General features: G+C 54.1%; 17 protein-coding genes and 1 tRNA gene. 6 read left to right on the plus strand and 12 right to left on the minus strand.

What is annotated here, in order from left to right:
- The 3 genes from ABX962_RS05085 to ABX962_RS05095 all read left to right on the plus strand — a co-directional run.
- A partial coding sequence (locus ABX962_RS05085) for a DUF1553 domain-containing protein (RefSeq protein ID WP_372717232.1) occupies window positions 1-2,064 on the plus strand: 2,064 nt, incomplete at its 5' end.
- 248 nt (window positions 2,065-2,312) lie between these two features.
- A complete protein-coding gene (locus ABX962_RS05090; protein ID WP_372717234.1) occupies window positions 2,313-3,617 on the plus strand; it encodes a DUF1501 domain-containing protein in 1,305 nt (434 codons plus the stop codon).
- Window positions 3,618-4,185: 568 nt separating this feature from the next.
- Complete coding sequence (locus ABX962_RS05095; protein ID WP_372717236.1) at window positions 4,186-4,902, plus strand: helix-turn-helix transcriptional regulator; 717 nt, start codon at window positions 4,186-4,188, stop codon at window positions 4,900-4,902.
- 61 nt (window positions 4,903-4,963) lie between these two features.
- On the opposite strand, the gene ABX962_RS05100 is transcribed toward ABX962_RS05095, so the two are convergent.
- Complete coding sequence (locus ABX962_RS05100) at window positions 4,964-5,344, minus strand: DUF5076 domain-containing protein (protein WP_372717238.1); 381 nt, start codon at window positions 5,342-5,344, stop codon at window positions 4,964-4,966.
- 232 nt (window positions 5,345-5,576) lie between these two features.
- Here ABX962_RS05100 and ABX962_RS05105 point away from each other — a divergent pair, with 232 nt between their 5' ends.
- Both ABX962_RS05105 and ABX962_RS05110 read left to right on the plus strand, forming a co-directional pair.
- The gene (locus tag ABX962_RS05105) at window positions 5,577-7,049 is read left to right on the plus strand and encodes a TlpA family protein disulfide reductase (protein WP_372717240.1); all 1,473 of its coding nucleotides are present in this window, start codon (window positions 5,577-5,579) and stop codon (window positions 7,047-7,049) included.
- 125 nt (window positions 7,050-7,174) lie between these two features.
- Window positions 7,175-7,248: transfer RNA gene (locus ABX962_RS05110), tRNA-Arg, on the plus strand.
- On the opposite strand, the gene ABX962_RS05115 is transcribed toward ABX962_RS05110, so the two are convergent.
- From ABX962_RS05115 to ABX962_RS05135, 5 genes are all read right to left on the minus strand, one after another.
- Entirely contained in the window at window positions 7,214-8,284 is a 1,071-nt protein-coding gene (locus ABX962_RS05115) for a tyrosine-type recombinase/integrase (protein WP_372717242.1), read from the minus strand. The genes ABX962_RS05110 and ABX962_RS05115 overlap by 35 nt on opposite strands.
- A gap of 801 nt (window positions 8,285-9,085) precedes the next feature.
- Window positions 9,086-10,357, minus strand: a complete 1,272-nt coding sequence (locus ABX962_RS05120) for an AAA family ATPase (protein WP_372717243.1) — start codon at window positions 10,355-10,357, stop codon at window positions 9,086-9,088.
- Window positions 10,358-10,394: 37 nt separating this feature from the next.
- Window positions 10,395-10,676 carry a helix-turn-helix domain-containing protein gene (locus ABX962_RS05125; RefSeq protein ID WP_372717245.1) on the minus strand — a complete coding sequence of 94 codons (282 nt, stop codon included), beginning with the start codon at window positions 10,674-10,676 and terminating at the stop codon, window positions 10,395-10,397.
- Window positions 10,669-10,953, minus strand: a complete 285-nt coding sequence (locus tag ABX962_RS05130; protein WP_372717247.1) for a hypothetical protein — start codon at window positions 10,951-10,953, stop codon at window positions 10,669-10,671. Before ABX962_RS05130 ends, ABX962_RS05125 begins: the two co-directional genes overlap by 8 nt.
- Window positions 10,954-11,029: 76 nt before the next feature.
- Window positions 11,030-11,425 carry a hypothetical protein gene (locus ABX962_RS05135; protein ID WP_372717248.1) on the minus strand — a complete coding sequence of 132 codons (396 nt, stop codon included), beginning with the start codon at window positions 11,423-11,425 and terminating at the stop codon, window positions 11,030-11,032.
- 260 nt (window positions 11,426-11,685) lie between these two features.
- Between ABX962_RS05135 and ABX962_RS05140 the strand changes: the two genes are divergently transcribed.
- Window positions 11,686-12,687, plus strand: coding sequence for a hypothetical protein (locus ABX962_RS05140; RefSeq protein ID WP_372717250.1), 1,002 nt, complete (start codon window positions 11,686-11,688; stop codon window positions 12,685-12,687).
- A 485-nt stretch (window positions 12,688-13,172) separates the two neighbouring features.
- Here the strand turns inward: ABX962_RS05140 and ABX962_RS05145 are convergent, their stop codons facing one another.
- The 6 genes from ABX962_RS05145 to ABX962_RS05170 all read right to left on the minus strand — a co-directional run bounded on the left by ABX962_RS05145 (window position 13,173) and on the right by ABX962_RS05170 (window position 16,805).
- Complete coding sequence (locus ABX962_RS05145) at window positions 13,173-13,328, minus strand: hypothetical protein (protein WP_372717252.1); 156 nt, start codon at window positions 13,326-13,328, stop codon at window positions 13,173-13,175.
- A 235-nt stretch (window positions 13,329-13,563) separates the two neighbouring features.
- A complete protein-coding gene (locus ABX962_RS05150) occupies window positions 13,564-13,692 on the minus strand; it encodes a hypothetical protein (protein ID WP_372717254.1) in 129 nt (42 codons plus the stop codon).
- Between the two features lie 980 nt (window positions 13,693-14,672).
- Window positions 14,673-15,161 (minus strand): hypothetical protein, encoded by a 489-nt coding sequence (locus ABX962_RS05155; RefSeq protein WP_372717255.1) that lies wholly within the window; start codon window positions 15,159-15,161, stop codon window positions 14,673-14,675.
- Entirely contained in the window at window positions 15,158-15,916 is a 759-nt protein-coding gene (locus ABX962_RS05160; protein ID WP_372717257.1) for a type I restriction endonuclease, read from the minus strand. The genes ABX962_RS05155 and ABX962_RS05160 overlap by 4 nt, the downstream gene beginning before the upstream one ends.
- A 117-nt stretch (window positions 15,917-16,033) precedes the next feature.
- Window positions 16,034-16,480 carry an IS200/IS605 family transposase gene (gene tnpA / locus ABX962_RS05165; protein WP_372717259.1) on the minus strand — a complete coding sequence of 149 codons (447 nt, stop codon included), beginning with the start codon at window positions 16,478-16,480 and terminating at the stop codon, window positions 16,034-16,036.
- 136 nt (window positions 16,481-16,616) lie between these two features.
- Complete coding sequence (locus ABX962_RS05170; protein ID WP_372717261.1) at window positions 16,617-16,805, minus strand: hypothetical protein; 189 nt, start codon at window positions 16,803-16,805, stop codon at window positions 16,617-16,619.
- Between the last annotated feature and the right edge of the window lie 85 nt (window positions 16,806-16,890).

Below are 16,890 nucleotides of genomic sequence, written 5' to 3' on the forward strand. Positions count from 1 at the left end.
GAGGAAGCTGCAAAAAGTGACAGCAACGTCACGGCACATTTTCACGGCAACGTGTTGCCCATTCTTCGCGAACAGTGTTTTCGATGTCACGGCGAAAAGGATAAGGGCGGATTGAAACTGAACTCGCGTGAAGCGGCGTTGTTGGCGGGCGAATCCGAATTACCTGCGGTCGTCCCGGGCGATCCCGAGGCGAGTGAGTTGATCTCGCAGATTCGCAGTGGCGCAATGCCGCCGACCGACACCGGGTTGAGCGAACAGCAGATTTCAACGTTGGAACAGTGGATTCGCGACGGGGCAGCGTGGCCGGCGGCCCCGGTCGATGCCGAGCGTCTCACCCCGCCAGCGGTTGTTAACGACCAATCGTTCCTTCGCCGCGTGTATTTGGACACGGTAGGAGTGCCTCCCACCATGGCGGAAGCACAGCAATTCTTTGACGATACACGTGCCGACAAACGCGAACGATTGATCGACCATCTGCTGAACGATGAACGAATGGCCGATCATTGGATCAGCCTGTGGCAGGATTTGTTAGCCGAGAACCCCACACTGCTGAATCAATCGATGGGCAGTACGGGGCCGTTTCGCTGGTTCCTGTATGACTCGCTGCGTGACAACAAGCCGATTGACCGTATGATCACCGAGCTCGTCATGATGCGAGGCAGCCCCGACACGGGCGGTAGCGCCGGATTTCGATTGTCGGGCGAGAGCGACGCACCCTATGCCGAAAAGGCGAACATTTTGGCCGGGGCGTTCTTGGGGGTCGAATTGCAATGTGCACGGTGCCACGATTCACCCTATCACTCGACGTCGCAACGTGATCTGTATTCGCTCGCAGCGATGCTAGAACGAAAAACCGTTCAGGTGCCCAAGACCAGCCGCGTTCCCGACGCCTTTTTTGAAATGAAGGGACGCGAATCGCTGATCCGAGTCACGCTGAAACCGAATGAATCGATCCGTCCCGAGTGGCCGCTGGGCAATTTGATCGGGATCGAAGATAGCGATCAAATCAATTCCTTGATGATGGACCCGAGCGATTCACGCGAACGGTTGGCGGTGCTGATGACCTCGCCACAAAACCGCCGCTTCGGACAAGTCATGGTCAATCGCATCTGGAAACAATTGATGGGGGCTGGGCTCGTTGAACCGGTCAGCGATTGGGAGGGGCAGTCGCCAAGTCACCCTGAGCTGTTGGAGTGGATGGTTCACCAATGGATCACCCGCGGTTATGACATCCGAGTCGTCATGCGGCAGATCATGACGTCGAAAACTTACCAACGCCAAGCACTCGGTCAGAACCTTGCTGCGGATGCCGAACAGCGGTTCTTTAGCTCGCCCGATCGGCGCCGGCTGACGGCCGAACAGGTTGTGGATTCACTGCATGTCGCGTGTGGCAGTGAGATGAACGTCGGGGAATTGACTTTTGTCCATGACGGGCAGCGTCCGATCGGAAAACGCCAATCGATGGGCGTCCCGAAGCGGGCCTGGATGTTTGCCAGTTTGAATAACGAGCGGGATCGACCGAGTTTGTCGCTACCGAGCGCTCGGGCGGTCACGGATGTGTTGCAAGCGTTCGGATGGAACGGATCTCGGCAAAAACCGATCAGTGTTCGCGACACCGACCCCAACGTGTTGCAACCAGGCATTTTGTCCAACGGGACGCTGGCAATGTCGCTCAGCCGCGCTTCGGTCGGCAGCGAACTGAGCCAGTTGGCGATCGAGGCCCCGTCGCCTGATTCGCTTGTCCACCTTTTGTTTTTGCGATTTCTGTGTCGACCCCCCACCACTCAGGAACGGCAAGCATTCGCCAGTGAACTAAGCGTAGGCTTCGAAAAACGTCTCGTTCGGCAAGAACAAGTGCAGTCCCCCGATCCGTTGCCGCCGCTGCCCCAAGTCACTTGGTTCAACCATTTACGTGCAGAAACCAACACGATCCAACAAGAGCTCGAGCGACGGGTAAGCTTGGGACCGCCAGCGGACCCGCGAATCAGTGCGGATTGGCGCTGCGTGTACGAAGATCTTGTTTGGAGTCTGATCAACCACCGTGAATTTGTCTGGGTGCCATGATGCTGGGTGAGGACCTTTTGCAAGTTCCACGACGGCATTCCCATTTTCCGGTTGCCGCAACCCAATCACAAGAAGTCCCTCGTTGTCGTGTTTTTCACAACCCGATGCGTCAGCAAGGGAAACTCGATTATGACTCGGTCCCTCGCTGACGCTTCGGGTGATGATTCTTTTATCCCAGACCGTTGTTCGTGCCGAAGCGTTTCCCCCTTTCATCCCGCCTGAAACAAACCTCAAAACTGCGACCTGCTATGAATTCCGATCCATCCTCGCTGTGTTTTAGTCGTCGTCAAAGTCTTGCTGCGATCGGTGCAGCGGCGGGCGGGCTCTTGCTGCCTCGTGCGGCTGCCGCGTCGTCGGCGAGTCCGCTGATCCAAGGCAACGCCGAACATGTCATCTCAATTTGGCTCGGTGGTGGGATGGGGCAAATCGATACGTTTGATCCCAAACGACAAGGGGATCCGGCTGCCAAGAAAGCGGGATCGTACTACGCCGCGGTGGACACGGCCGTACCAGGCGTACAAGTCTGCGAACATTTACAACAGCTTGCTCCGCTGATGGACCACGTGACCGCCGTGCGAACGGTCAACCACGAAGTGATTGATGAACATGCCGCAGCCACCAATCGCATGCACACCGGGCGAGCGGTGACGGGAACCGTGCTGTATCCGTCACTCGGTTCGATTGTGGCCAACCAACGCGGCGCCGCGTCCGACGGTGCACCCCCGTACGTGTTGATCGGCTACCCGAATGTCACGCGGGGGCCAGGTTTCTTGGGTGCCAATAGCGGTTACCTGTATTTGACCGACACTAGCCAAGGCCCTGCTGGATTGTCGCGGCCGCCTGAGATTACAGAGCAACGCCAATCTCGACGCGAGCGATTTTTGGCAAACATCGGGGGCGACGCCAATGCAATCACCGATCGCCGGGTGCGTGATTACGAGGACGCCATCAAGCAAAGTCTGAAACTGAGTGGCCCCGATTTCAATCGTGCGTTTCAATTGACCCAGGAACCCGATGGTCTGCGGAACCGATACGGCGGCGAATTTGGACAGCGATGTCTATTGAGTCGCCGTTTGATTGAACGTGGCGTCCGTTTTATCGAAGTCTCGCACAACTTAAATTTCCTCAACGGCGCAGGCTGGGATGTTCACAACGAAGGGATCTTGAATCAGCACGAATTGATTCGTGAACTCGACACCGCCGTTTCGGCTTTGATGATTGATTTGAAAGAGAAGCGATTGGCCGACAAGACATTGATCGTGATCACGACTGAGTTTGGACGTCCGCCGGAGTTTGACAGTGCAGGAGGCCGCGGGCATCAAGGCCGCGCGTTCTCGTGTGTGCTTGCCGGCGGCGGGTTGAGCCATTGTGGGGCTTACGGCGAAACCGACGAACTGAGCAAAAAAATCGTCGCCGATCCGGTCAGTGTTCCCGATTTCTTTGCCACCATCTGTGCCGCCGTCGGCATCGACTACGGCAAATATTTGTACGACGGCGATCGCCCGGTCCCTGTCACCGACAACGGCAACCCGATCGCAAAACTGTTTGCTTGAGGGGCCGTCGCAAACCAAGCCTTTCGCACCCGTCGAGGTATCACACCCGTACTCGGCTTTCCGAAGAGTGTCGCGGGGGGGCACGGCGTAATTCAGCGGTACATTTTGCCGAAGTACGTACGCCGGGCGGTATTGTCCTGCCAGAAACCGAATTCTTCTCTGAAATTTCGCGTTAACCACTCCGACATTCCCGAACCGAAATCGGCTGTCGGAGTTGCTCTTTTCTATCGCGAATCACGCACTATTTCGCGGAATTGCCGCTTTTCACGGTCGCCGCTGACGCGATAACGCCTCGATGCGCGAACCCGCATTTTTCTGTATCTAGAAAAAACTGTCCCATACCAGAAGCGAAATGTGCGATACTTAGAGTGTAGAGGATGGTTGTTGCGCATCATCCTCACCCAAGGGGTGTTTCGACGCCACAGAGGCGTCGCTACAACATTTGTGAAGATACAAATATTTATGGCATGTTTGGGACATTTTTTTTTGGCGGTCCAACATTGCTAGCGACTCATTGCTTCTTCTTATCTTGTTACTTTTCTTTGCTTTCGATAAATGAGACAGTTCGATGCCATCCTCCAGCAGCACATTGATTCCGCACATTAACGAAACCTCGTTCCAGGCCGAAGTGGGCCAGCTCGTGAAGGATATTGTGGGCGCGATCCGCTCACGCAACCCGCTAAACACGTTGATTGATTCTTGGCACGACCCGATCTACATCAAATCCGCCGACGGACAGATGTTGGTTGCGAACAAGGCCTATGAGCACACCTTCGCCGGAGACGTTAGCTCGGTGGGCCGGTTCAGTTCGGACTACTTGAATGAAACGATCAAGCCGGTTTCGGCCAGTTCGGATGCGTTGATCATGCAAGGCTGCACAAGTGTTGACTTTGAACACCTCGGGCGTGATCAACACGGACGCATGCTGTTGCTGCGAACGATCAAGCGGTCACTGCTTGGCAGCGGTCACACGCGTGCGGCGATTTTAGGGGTAACACGCATCGTCGAAGTGCAGACTGAAAACCCAGGGGCGCTGCGTTTACTAGACCTCGCACGCGTCTGGGAACAATTTGTGCGACTCGATGACCGCGAAAAGAAAGTGGCCGTGCTGGTCGCCAAAGGCGAATCGGTCAAGGACATGGCAAAAATCCTTGATGTCTCCGACAAAACGATCGAGAATCGACGTAACTCGGGGATGCGAAAACTCGGAGTCGAAAATCAAGCGGGACTGATCCGATTGATGGTCCGTTTTCAAGACAACGGTTTTCACGACTTCGGTCTGTGATTTCGAAGATCAGGCGTGACTTCGCTTACCACCCTCACCTGTTGAAACCGCTGACAAGAGACTAGGTTTCTTCGGATTCGTCGACGGTCGTGTGATCGTCCGTTTCGACCTGTTCAACCTCGGGGCTCTCAAAATCAGCGGCAAACGATTGCAGTATTCGTTGTAACGAGATGCTTTGATCCATGCCGGTGGTCTTTTCGAGCGATTTCGCGATCTGGCGAGCCAAATCGGCCAAGATCACACCCCATGCTTGACGTTCATCGGTATCGGTTCCCTTGTGCCAATGCCCCACGTTCAATTCGCAGTGCAGGGCCCCCTCGGCAATCCAGCCGCGAAACATCTCGATCGCCTTGGGATCGTGTTCCGCTGCCTGCGGTATCGGCAACGGTTTGTGTTTCTCGTGCATCGCGATCGCTCGAACAAGTAGAAAAAACAAAGGCATGATTCTCGGCATGCCTTTCGAGTGTTGTCAGGCAACCCCCGAACACACGATACTGGATTGCGACACGATGCCCAACGGGGCACGCGATCGCTCGGGAGCTGAAAAAAGGAGGGAACGGGAGCTGAAATTCTTTCGCACTCGACTGATTCTTGGGTCCCATGACCGTTATCATAGTCACGTGCTCGATCGAAACAGGAAAACGACAACCGCCACCCCGAAACAAGGACTGGAAATGAGACTGTTTCCCAATTCGACCGCCAGATTCACCGCAATCGCGTTCACGCTTGCGGTCGCGTTTCTGTTTTGTAGTTCCAGCCATGCCGATGATGCCGCACCGGTCGACACGTTCCGCGAGCAACTGAATGATCTGCGAGAGCGAATGGATGAGAACCTCGCTGACGCGGCGAATTACTTGGAATCACAGATTGCCAAGGATCCCGAATCCGAGGATCTGAACATCCTGCGACACACCGTCGCGACGCGTTTTATCGAACAGCGAAAGTACAAAGAGGCGACGGCGCAGTTCGAAAAGCTGCTCGAATTTCAGTGCAAGCACAGCGGAAAACCCGCCAATCAATTCGGGATCTTGATGACGGTGCAAAGTATTCAAGATCTGACGCGAGAATCCGGGGATGACGCGGATTTGAAAGCCGCGATCGATCGCGGCATTGAAACGCTCAGTTCCGCTGGTTTACAGGACCAGCAAACGCCGCTGTTGCCGCTCTCTCAATTGGTGGTCATGAAGGCTCATTTTCTCGTCGCGGATGAGCATCAGGGTGACGCCAATACGCTTGTCCAATCGGTGCTCGAGAAACTCGATGCGGCAAACGCGTCGGAGGATGCCGACGAAGAAACGATGATCACGCTGGTTCGCATGCTGCGGAGTCTGACGACCGCGGACCGAGAGAACGACGCGTGGCGTGAAAAGTTCATCACGCGGTTAGACGAAACGGTGACGGTGGCGCTGGACACCTACCCGGCTTCCGCAGCGATCCAGAGCGATTACGCCGAGACGCAGTACATGTTGATCACTCAGTGGCGGCAAGACGATCCCGATGCAATGGGCAAACGGATCAAAGAGGTTGCGGACAAATTGAGTTCGATCGCGGTGCGAAACAGTTCGGTCCGAGCGATACTTCGTCGATTGGATCTGCATCGAGAACGGATCGCTGCGGTGAAACCGGTGGATCGTTTGATTGGCAAACCCGCACCCCCGTGGGATGTCGACGCTTGGGTCGATACCTCGCAGACGACGCAAGCATCACTGCAAGGCAAAGTGGTTTTGTTGGACTTTTGGGCAATGTGGTGCGGTCCGTGTATTGCCACGTTCCCGCATTTACGCGAGTGGCGGAAAGAGTTCGCGGACCAGGGATTCGAGATTGTCGGGGTGACGCAGTACTACAATTTCGACTGGGACGAGGAAAAGTCACAGGCGTCACGATCCAAGGACGAGGTTTCACCGCCGACCGAGCGATTTGCGATTGCGAAATTTTTGGAGCATCACAATTTGCAACATCCCGTGCTGGTGACCCCCAAAGAGAGCGAGATGCCGAGCGAATATGGGGTGCGTGGGATTCCGCATGTGGTGCTGATTGACCGCGAAGGCGTCGTGCAATTCATCAAAACGGGGGCGGGGGAAGCGACGGCGAAGGAGATCCACGCCAAGATCAAGGAATTGATCGAAACAGGCAAAAAGAGCGAGTAGTCTGCGTTTTGTTCGCCGGAAAATTTTGCCGAACTTGGGGCGTGGGAATCTGTGTCGCAAGTGGTTAGAATTCCGCGGTGTTTTCGAGTCGGTGCTTTCGAAGCAACGGTTTCAAACACGCACTCGCGCCCATAGCTCAGTTGGATAGAGCAGTTGACTTCTAATCAACAGGTCGTAGGTTCGAATCCTACTGGGCGTGCTAATGGCAAAATCAGCGTTGATCCCGAACCTATAGAACCCCGTGTTTTACGGGCTTTTTCATTGGTAGTGAGTGGCTCTGATTGGTCGGTATCGGCAGAGATGACACCGCCATTGACACCGCGGGACACCGCCGTATCTTTGTCAGCCGATGGGGCCGCTTCGTTAATCGCGCGTTCCCAGTGAGCATCGGTCGTCTGTAGATAGTGACGCTCGGCTATACGGCTCGATTGCCCAAGCCAGGAGTTCACGCAGTGATCGGGGAACCGGTCGGACAAGTCGGTACGGCACGAGGCGCGAAGATTGACAAAGCACTTCTGCCACGGCACGAGTCCTGCCGCTTCGACGATTCGGTGAAGCTGCGTCCGCAGATTGCTCTCGCTGTCGCGGTGAGTCTGGACACATCGGTGATTGTGCATCAACGCCTGCTCTCCAGCCACGGTGGCTGCCGTCTCAAGGATTGGGCGTAGCTCCGGGAAAAGCGGGCAGAACCTTAGCCCGGTCTTAGGTGAATCGATCCGCAGCCGGTTGTCCTCCCATTGAATGTCGGACCACCGCAGCGTCGTAACCTCGCTGGGACAACGGAAACCTGCATATCGACATAGCCCGAAGATCAACGCCCACTCTGTGTCGCACTTCTGAAGAATCTTGATGGCATCTGCACGGCTGACGTAGTGGTCCCGATCTCGGTTTACTTCACCACCGATCTTGGTTTCCGCGCCTGGGTTCGTGGCAATGATCTTCCGCCGCACCGCTTCTTTTAGCATGGTGCGAACCATCTTGCCTCGCTTGTTCGCGGTCGACTGGGCCAAACCATTCTGAGGCATCCAACGATGCCATTTTTCAAAATCAACGGCGGTAATGGATGCCAATGTCCGCTCGGCACCGAAGTGCTCAACAAACGACTTCGCCCCTTGGCGGTAGTTTCGTGCGGTGCGACCTTCCCACTTTTCCTGAATCAATCGTTCAAAGAAGGTGCCGCAGAAGCGGTCCTCGGACTCAACGACAACGCGTGGCTCTACGAGTCCCCACTTCACGAGGGACTTGTAAATCCTTTCGTCGACGCCGTTCGCCCACTTAGCCGCCTCAGCTCCAGGTGCAACGTTTGCCGCATTCGCCCTGACTAGCTCCTCGACATGCCGTGCTACCGTGTCAGCGCCTCTCTTGCTCATGGCGCCAAGCCACAACGAACACCGCTTACCATCATTCCTAAACTGCAACCGCCAACCTGTACGCCCGCGGTCGGACTCTTTACGTAAACTAGCCATCGATACAACTCCATCAGTTGACCCCATGATTGATAGAAGAACCACGGCGGGCCGGTCATGGGAACCGGTTTTCAGCCGCTAAACCTAGCCGTGGCGAAGTTACGTTACCGCGACGCCGTCGGAATTTCAAAACATAATCGCCAACTGAAAATATCGGGCATCTAATGTACGCGGTCAGGAAACGTGCGCGCATGCCTACCTAGACGAATATCCTCAGCACATAGAGAGGCCTGCTTGACTGATCTTAATTCAATTAACGAATCGCCACTGTGGCACTCATCTGCCCACGCAGCAAACTCTTTGGCGCATCGGTAAATGAAGCAGGTATTGCCCCCCAGGGCAGTTGAATCGTCTTTTGGCAACTGTCGTTTTCTCGACATCTGTTTTTCTCCACAGTTGAAGCGGGACAAGACCTGCAAGGTGTCCCAGTGATCGGACGGCACACACACAAGCGGTACGGACGGGACTATATAAATAGTCCCTGTCCCACTCTGTGTGCTCTAGGTGGGATAAGCTCTTTTGGTCCCAGTTGTCCCGCTTCTCCCACGTTGGTTAAGTTCGCAGGCTTGGTTAATCGTTGATCGGCGCTTTTCTCGTCCATTGAAAAGACGGATATCTCGTCTTCATCTTGCTTTCTTCCAGTTCCCCGAGTTGCATCAATCGGGCAATTGCCGGGCCTACGCTATCACCACTCAACCCTGCATGGTCGCGTATTTTCCGCTTCGTCCAAGGTTCGCTGGTCGTGAACGTGTCTCGAATCTTTTGAACGTTCCGTTCCAACCTTGCTTTGGTTTCGTCCTCTTTCTTGGCGGCTTGCTTTGCTGCTCGTGCTTCGGCATCAATTGCCCTCACTTCTGAACCTTGCTCGATTGCAAGGGCCCATTGTCTGGTCCCCGTCGCATCGTCTCGCGTCTCGTCGATATCCAGAGCATAAAGCCCGCAGTGCCCAGCCGATCCTCCAACCGTCAGCCATAATCGATGCAAAGGATGATCTGGATTGAATCGCTCGCGTCTTCCGATTAAGAGCCACTGTCTAAAAAATTCGGCTTTTCCAGCCCCTGATACATCATTCAGCTCAAGAGGCTGCAAAGTGTTCGCGTTGCTCGAACTACGTTTGACGTGATCGACAAGAACCGCCGTTGCGTTCCAACGCTTGCAGTGCTGTACAACCTCTTGAAGCTGCGCACCGTTCATTGAAAGATTGGTCATGTCTTCGCCGTCAAGCACTTGGTATAGCGGATCAATGACAACCACCTCCGCCCCTGATTGTTCAATCTGATATTCGAGTATCCGAAGTTGTTCCGAGTTCCGTGCTTTAGGAACCCAAAAGCCCCATGACACGTTCACACACTCGCACAACGAAAAGCCTTTCGACTCGGCTACACGTCGTGCAGTCTCTTGAATTGTGCTTTCTCCTGATTCAGCGGAAAGAAACAGTACCCGTTTTGCCTGAGGAACCCAAAACTTCCTCAGGAATCGCTCGGCTTTACCAAGAGACAAAGCCAAGTCAATTGCTACACTTGTCTTCATCGACTTGGACGCCCCAGCAATCACGGCATGTTGTCCAGCTACCAAAACTTCATTGACAAGAAATGTTGTATTGATTTTTGCATCGTCAAGCTCCTTGCTGGTCCAAGGCTGTTCGATGCCGTAGTGTTGCATCAGGTCCCGCATCTGTTGGTCTTCAAACGATGGCAGGTCCTCCGCATTAGCAGCCCCCAAAAACCAGGCCAACTCGCTTTCTCTGCCCTCAAGCTGGATTCGCCATTTATCCGAATCGTTCCCAGTGAATATGAGACGGCCATTAGCGTCTAGCTCTACATAGCAGCTGTCTTGCCGCATCGCCTCACATAGCTTGTCAATCGGCGTCTGTAGAGCACTAGACATCGGTAGCGTCCTCCTGACTCTCAAGCGCATCAATAACCGCATCAGGACGGTAGCGACGGCAACGCCCAACCATCACCGATGGAATGACATCCCTAGCACGTAGCCGGTCGATCATCGGACGCGATACGCCAACCAACTTGGCCATGCGATCGCCGTCGACTAGACGCGGCTCCTGTGCCTCAGCCAAGAGCGGACGCATTGCCGCCACTAGGTCAGCGACGATAGCTGCTCTGTCCTCGGGACTCATAGAGGCAGTGATGGATAGATCAGCCATTGGTGGTGCCCTCCAGCTTCGCAAGCAGGCGGCTACCGGTCGTCAATTTTGCCTCTGCATCAAAAGCAATACGAATCCCGAATCGCTGGCGTAGTTCCGCCTGTGAGACTCTTGATAGCTCAGTATCGCCCGCCAAGTGTGCCGCTCTGGCAATCGCCACCAAATATGCCGGTGTCACCATTAGGGCTACCCGCGATCCGTTCTCGGTCTGATTTTTGGTCATTGGTTTCTGCCTTTTAGAAAAAGGAAAGGTGTCAACCAATGGCGTTTCAGTCACCTTGGACCAATATCTTTCTTGTGGATTTGCCGTCTTTTTCCGTCTTAGTTTTTTTTCATGCGGTCACCCAGGGGCACTACTCTAGACCAGCGTCATCATGGTAGACAATATCAGTCATCGTCTTGCCATGCTCCAAACGGGATTGTTCACGCATCCTCATCATGGCCGCCCACATTTCTGTTTTTTGCACGGCGCTTTCACTGCATCTCAGGTGCTCCGCCCACTCACGTTTCGACCAATCAAGTTTCGTCTTGTCGTCTTGCAGCGCAAACGCAATTCGTTGGTTCACGGTAAGCCGATTCGCTTTCGCTTGCCGTGCTAGCTCCGCTTCAAGCGTAACCATGCGAGCAAACCAATTTGCCGTCTTGCTGACGTATGCATGCTCGGGTTCCGACTCAACTTTGCCCCGGTGCTTCCAAGCGGTTTTGAATAGCGTCGACAGCTGACGCTCGGTTAGCGGCTTGTCTTGCATCTGCCTTTCCCCATTAGCAGTTCACCCCGTAATCAAAAAGACAGCGGCAACCGAAGGGGTTTCGGGGTTCGGGGATCAGCCTAGCCGCCCTTTGATTATCACCTCTTGCCGATTGCATTGGTAGACGTTGCGAGTCTGCCACGGTGGCACACTCGCCCGTCACCCCTCATCGGGAGTAGAATAACTCCTCGTGACTAAAAGAAAATTTCTGGATCTGTCACTCGCCTGAACCAAAGCTTCTAAACCAGGGATTAAGAGAAATGACACGTAAACCTGAAGCTCGCACCGCCGCCATGACACGCCTTGGAGTCGCTGTTCTACTTATTGTGATTTCAGAACCTTATGGCCGTTCAGCGGACATCACTGACCTGAGTAACCCTCAATCAACTTTCGTATGCGTTGTTGATCTAGTCCGAATTCGCCAATCTCAAGTGGTCACTGAACTAGCAGCAGGCGATTCAATAGTTGACCTCTACACAAAGTTCAAACTACACGAAGACGAGGAACTTAGGTCAATACTTGACGGCATCCCCGAAAAACCAGCTCTGCTGAAGTTTCTTGAATCAACAGACACGATAATGATTTACAAAACGAACGGTTTTCGACGTGATCCAATCATCGTATTTCAAGGTCAATATGAAACGCAAAATATCGCTACGTCACTTGAGGCTATTTCCGTACAGTTTGGAATGCAGTTCAAAAAGAAGGAACTGCCTGACGGAACACTCACGTTCCTTCTACAGGAACATGGTCCTAATGGATCTTTAATAAAGATCCTGCCTACTGGTCAAATTATTGTTTGTGATGTGCGTGACAGGGAAGATACTCCCACATCCAATCACCTGAATCAACGCTACAACTCCAAAAGTCGAACAGCAAAAATCGTTGACGCGATGAGAAAAAGGGATTCGGTGCTTATTGCTGCGGCGGAGGTTTACACCCCCAGTGAACATAACAATGCTTCAAAGTTTGATGTCCGACGATGGGGTGTCATCCAGGAACAAGACTCGCTTATGTTTTACGCCGATGTGCGTCATGAACTACTCATGGAGGTTGACGAAACGCACGATATTCTCAGCAATCATCGAAACGCCCTAGTAAACACGTTTTTTGACCTTCCAATCGCACGCATCTTCCACGAATCAGAAGTTGAGGTGGACGATAAAATTGTTCGATTAAAGATTCAGATACCAAATCAAATCGCGGTATCATCGTTCTCCGACATGGTGAGACTCCAGATGAAGCGTGGCACGGGACAGTAAAAGCTTCCTATAGGCTGCTGATAGTAACCCAACGGAGTGTGCTGGCTTGCCCAATGTGACGCTACTGACTGATTTCAAAAAAGTTCGTTCAGCAATGTTAATAGACATGCGGGCGCAATGGGGACGGGACCGGACACCCACCCCACCCCCTGAGACCATGTCTGCCACGGTGGCAGAGTCGCGTCCGCCCCAATGATTCATGTGTCATTGAAACTTATTTAAGCTTCTGTTTACACACAACGTTATTCATCAGTTGACTTTTATTCCACGACCGATCACATGCCGAGGGACGCCGCTACTCCGTGTCGCTGTCAGTGGCCATTGGCAGATCCACCGCGGCCTCAGTGTTATCGCGAGGTCGTCACTCGCAAGGGTCCGCTCCGCCTGCGCCAACCTTGCTCGTGCCTCGCTTCGGTAGGCTTGACTTCGCTCGATTGGTCTCAGCCGCACCGTTTGGTCGCTGTCGCAGCATCAACGTGCCATTTCTATCGGACTTCGCTTCGCATCGCCGCTTGTTCGTTCCTCACTGCGCCGCGGTGCTTCACTTCGCCGATGCCTTGCGGTAGCGGATTCGCCACACTCGCCCGTCTATTTAGCGGTGCTACGCCATCCTGGCTTCGCCCGACCTGATCGGCATCCATGCCTCGGTTCGTCGTCGTGTCGCCGCGCTGGCCCGGCACGGACGCCGTTCGGCCGCATCTCTCCTGATGTCACCTCGGATCGCTCACGGCCCCCATGCCGATCCAACGGGCTCGACGGCTTCGCGAATCCATCGCTTGCCTACGACGACTCACACCGACGACTCGCTTCGCTCGGTCGCGGCGCTAACGGCATCCTGCCTTCGCTTGCGACTGGCTTCCATGCCCTCGTCGGGTGTCATACGGCGGCCTCCTTGCCGCCGTGCCCATGCTCTAGCCGTCGCGAGGCTTCGGGCTGATCTTGGCGGCGTGGCTCGATCGTCTTGATGTTAAGTTCGATTCGCCGCCGCTCGTAATCCAACGGCACGGATAGGTTTCGTGGGCGTGGTTAGACCGTTTTTATCGCCAACACCATTCGCCCACGCTGGGGTTAGCTGGACACTTAGTTAGCGTGCGGGACACTTCTCTGATGTGATTGCAGTCCTCTCGCAACGTTGAGCAGATCGGCCTTCGCGGCTTCATTCATTGAATTCCAAATCGTAATCAGCTCGATCGTCTTTTCGTCGCCCCGGTGCGCCGATGACACCGCCAGTGACACCGCCGGATCGCCAGTTTTCGTATTTCCCCGTGTTTGAGGCGATTGTTCTACGCCTACTGGGCGTGCTAAGGGCAGAACAAGCGTTGAACCCAGACCCGCAGGACCCCAGTCTTTCGCGGGTTTTTCCGTTAGCAAGCAGTTTTGCTCAACGGATTGTCTAAACGTAGCCTAGGCTTCCAGCCTGGGTTCGAAGTGGTCTCCAGGCCGGCAGCCTTGGCAACGTTTCGCAGCTTCGCCGCCTTGAGACGCGATGCCGAAAGACTTCTGCCGAGCTGCTTAGCGGGTGGCCATGAAAGTCTGGTATCAGCAGCGATGACGTCGCCAGTGACACCGCCGCGTTACTTTCAGCCACCGGACAGAGCTCGGCGCTCGCAGGCAGCCAGCGAGCACCGATCGTCTGCAAGGAGTCATGTTGAAACATGCGGATCGATTCTCCGGCCATAATCTGACGCAGTGAACCGGGAAATCCGAATCGGCAAGTCGGTATGGCACGACGCACGAAGATTTGGTCGCGCAAGTTTTGAAAGGATTCTTAGGGGCGATAGCGAAGCGGACAATCGCCGAAGACGCGAGTCCAATTTATCCTACACATCCTTTTCAGCCCCATCCCGATAGGGATTTTTGCAATTAGCCGGTGGTTTGAGCGTAACGAACAGCACCGGAAAATCCACTGACTTCGTGATGCAAAAAAACTCAACAGCCTACCGAAATCAATTTTCGCCGACACGCCGAATGATTAGCAAATTGCGTTAGCTCGATTTTTCAGCTTCTTGAGCAACGCGATGAAAAAAATGGGCTCTCCATTCGACGAAGAAATCTTCGACCACTTCTTCTGTAATTTCTTCCTCGGTTGCCACATAGCTTGGAATTCGTGTTCGCATAGTCTCTGCGATGTCGCCAGGACAATGACAAGCGTCCCCAGCGAAACAAAAGGTCTCACGCCAAGACACCTCCCATTCTTGAAAGTAGTCATATCCACCCAGCCAGTTTACAAGCTTTGCGTTGTGAGGAATCGATCTCGAAAGCCATTGATGCACACGATTTTCCACCATGTCTTCCACGGCTTCCTCGTAATGCTCAAATCTTTCTTCCCAATCGTCGCTAGGTTCGACACCCTCCGCTTCCAACTGATGTCTCGCTATCGTACAGATAGCAGACGCCCAAAGTTTTTCCCATAAATCGCCGCCTGCGTTGTTCAAAAAACTTTGCCAGTGTGAGTTGTAATTAGGCTCTGTCATACGTTCTGTTGCATCCCTTGTTTGCCGCAGGTGCCTCGGATCAGCGTCTCGAGCGAAATGACGCCCTGTTCGCCTTCGGAGTTGATGCGTTTCCAGTCGGCAAAATGTTCCCAGCCTGCCGTCATGCTGCCGACCTTCGCGCGGGAGCCGTTGGACAGGATGACCAGCGCGTTGTACCAGAAGACCTGAGGAATCGTGGTCTTGTAATCTTTCAGGTTGTGCTTGTAGGCGTGTTCGATCTTGCCGTGGCTCTTCTTCAGTTCGATGAAGATCAGAGGCAGACCGTTAACGAAGCCGATCAGGTCGGGGCGTTTCTTGTAAATACCGCTCGGTGATGTGATCCAGAACTGCGAGGCGAGAAAGAAGTCGTTGTTCTCGGGATCGTTCCAGTCGATGATGCGAACCGTCTCGTCGGTCTCTTCGCCCTCGTCGTTCTCGAAAGCGACCTTCACGCCATCTTTGAGCAGCTTGTAAACCTCACGATTTGCCTGCACCAAACTCATCGCCCCGCGATCACGGGTCAGTTCCTCGATGGCCAGATTGATCGCTTCGCTGTCCAGATCGGGATTCAGCTTCTGCAATGCACTTCGCAGCTTGGGAACCAATACGACCTCTTCGGTGGTTTCCCGTCCCAGTGTCGAATCGCTGGAAGAAACCTTTTCGTAGAAGCAGTTGGCCGTGTCGTAACCGATCTGCGAGAACAGCGCGATGGCCGGTTGTTCGACGAGTTTGTCTTCAGAGTAGTCGGTACTCATGCCGTCGCCTCCTGCAGCCACGGAGTGGCGAAAGCGATTAGCCCACGGCGTGAGCCGTGGGATTCGGAAACAACAAAACACCAAAGCCCCGGAGGGGCGGCAGCGAACAAATCTCGTTCACCCATGATGCTCCTCCTCAAAAACGTATCTCGGGTCGTATTCGATTCCATGGGCTACCAATATTTGGATGAATTCGATCTCAAACGATTTCTTCTGATGATGCTGTTCCTGAGTTTGAATGTAACGACGCACCGTTGGCTTCTGCGAATGGCTAACGGTGAATGCGCCATAACCCGGCTGCCATGCGAATTTATCCATGGGCTTGATCGTATCATTGACCCAGCCCGATGAATTGGATTTGATGAATCTCAGCATATCGGACACGGAAATGGTCGCCGGGAACCCAGCCATAATATGAATGTGATCTTCGACTCCACCGATTTCCAACAGCACGCCCTCTTTTTCGCGGATGATGCCGCCGATGTACTGATAGAGTTGCTCGCGAAAATCCAGTCGGATGGTTTTGCGGCGATATTTGGTGCTGAATATCAAATGATATGTCAACGATGTGTATGTGCGTCCGATGTCACACCTCGCTGTCGCCCCCGCTGGGGCTTGTTAGTCGATTGGGGATTGTGTTCCCACGGCTGACGCCGTGGGCTAATCGCTGGCGTCCCTGCCGGGACTAAGGTGACGGTGCTCATGCGGTCGCCTCCTCCAATGCCTCGGCGGTCATGCCCAAGTCGATGTCGAGGTCTTCCACGTCCAGCTTGCCGGAGATCAGTTTGGGGAGCAGCAGGTCACGGGTCGTGCGAAGGTTGTTGTTCTTGCGATGCAGGACTCTGCAATTCAACATCAGATCATCGACGAGCTTTCTAAACTCGGTCATTACTTTGTCGGCGGGCAACACAACTGGAACGGCGTAAAAAGCGTCGCGACTTGTCGATGGAATTGCAGACCCGCTGTCCATCTTG

The organism is Novipirellula sp., assembly GCF_041583735.1.
Classification (GTDB): domain Bacteria; phylum Planctomycetota; class Planctomycetia; order Pirellulales; family Pirellulaceae; genus Novipirellula.

Coding starts and splice junctions, on each gene's coding strand:
- ABX962_RS05135 (WP_372717248.1), bottom strand. CDS start 11,425: ATGCAAGACAAGCCGCTAACCGAGCGTCAGCTGTCGACGCTATTCAAA.
- ABX962_RS05120 (WP_372717243.1), bottom strand. CDS start 10,357: ATGCGGCAAGACAGCTGCTATGTAGAGCTAGACGCTAATGGCCGTCTC.
- ABX962_RS05140 (WP_372717250.1), top strand. CDS start 11,686: ATGACACGTAAACCTGAAGCTCGCACCGCCGCCATGACACGCCTTGGA.
- ABX962_RS05170 (WP_372717261.1), bottom strand. CDS start 16,805: ATGACCGAGTTTAGAAAGCTCGTCGATGATCTGATGTTGAATTGCAGA.
- ABX962_RS05095 (WP_372717236.1), top strand. CDS start 4,186: ATGCCATCCTCCAGCAGCACATTGATTCCGCACATTAACGAAACCTCG.
- ABX962_RS05100 (WP_372717238.1), bottom strand. CDS start 5,344: ATGCCTTTGTTTTTTCTACTTGTTCGAGCGATCGCGATGCACGAGAAA.
- ABX962_RS05125 (WP_372717245.1), bottom strand. CDS start 10,676: ATGGCTGATCTATCCATCACTGCCTCTATGAGTCCCGAGGACAGAGCA.
- ABX962_RS05155 (WP_372717255.1), bottom strand. CDS start 15,161: ATGACAGAGCCTAATTACAACTCACACTGGCAAAGTTTTTTGAACAAC.
- ABX962_RS05160 (WP_372717257.1), bottom strand. CDS start 15,916: ATGAGTACCGACTACTCTGAAGACAAACTCGTCGAACAACCGGCCATC.
- ABX962_RS05105 (WP_372717240.1), top strand. CDS start 5,577: ATGAGACTGTTTCCCAATTCGACCGCCAGATTCACCGCAATCGCGTTC.
- ABX962_RS05090 (WP_372717234.1), top strand. CDS start 2,313: ATGAATTCCGATCCATCCTCGCTGTGTTTTAGTCGTCGTCAAAGTCTT.
- ABX962_RS05145 (WP_372717252.1), bottom strand. CDS start 13,328: ATGGATGCCGATCAGGTCGGGCGAAGCCAGGATGGCGTAGCACCGCTA.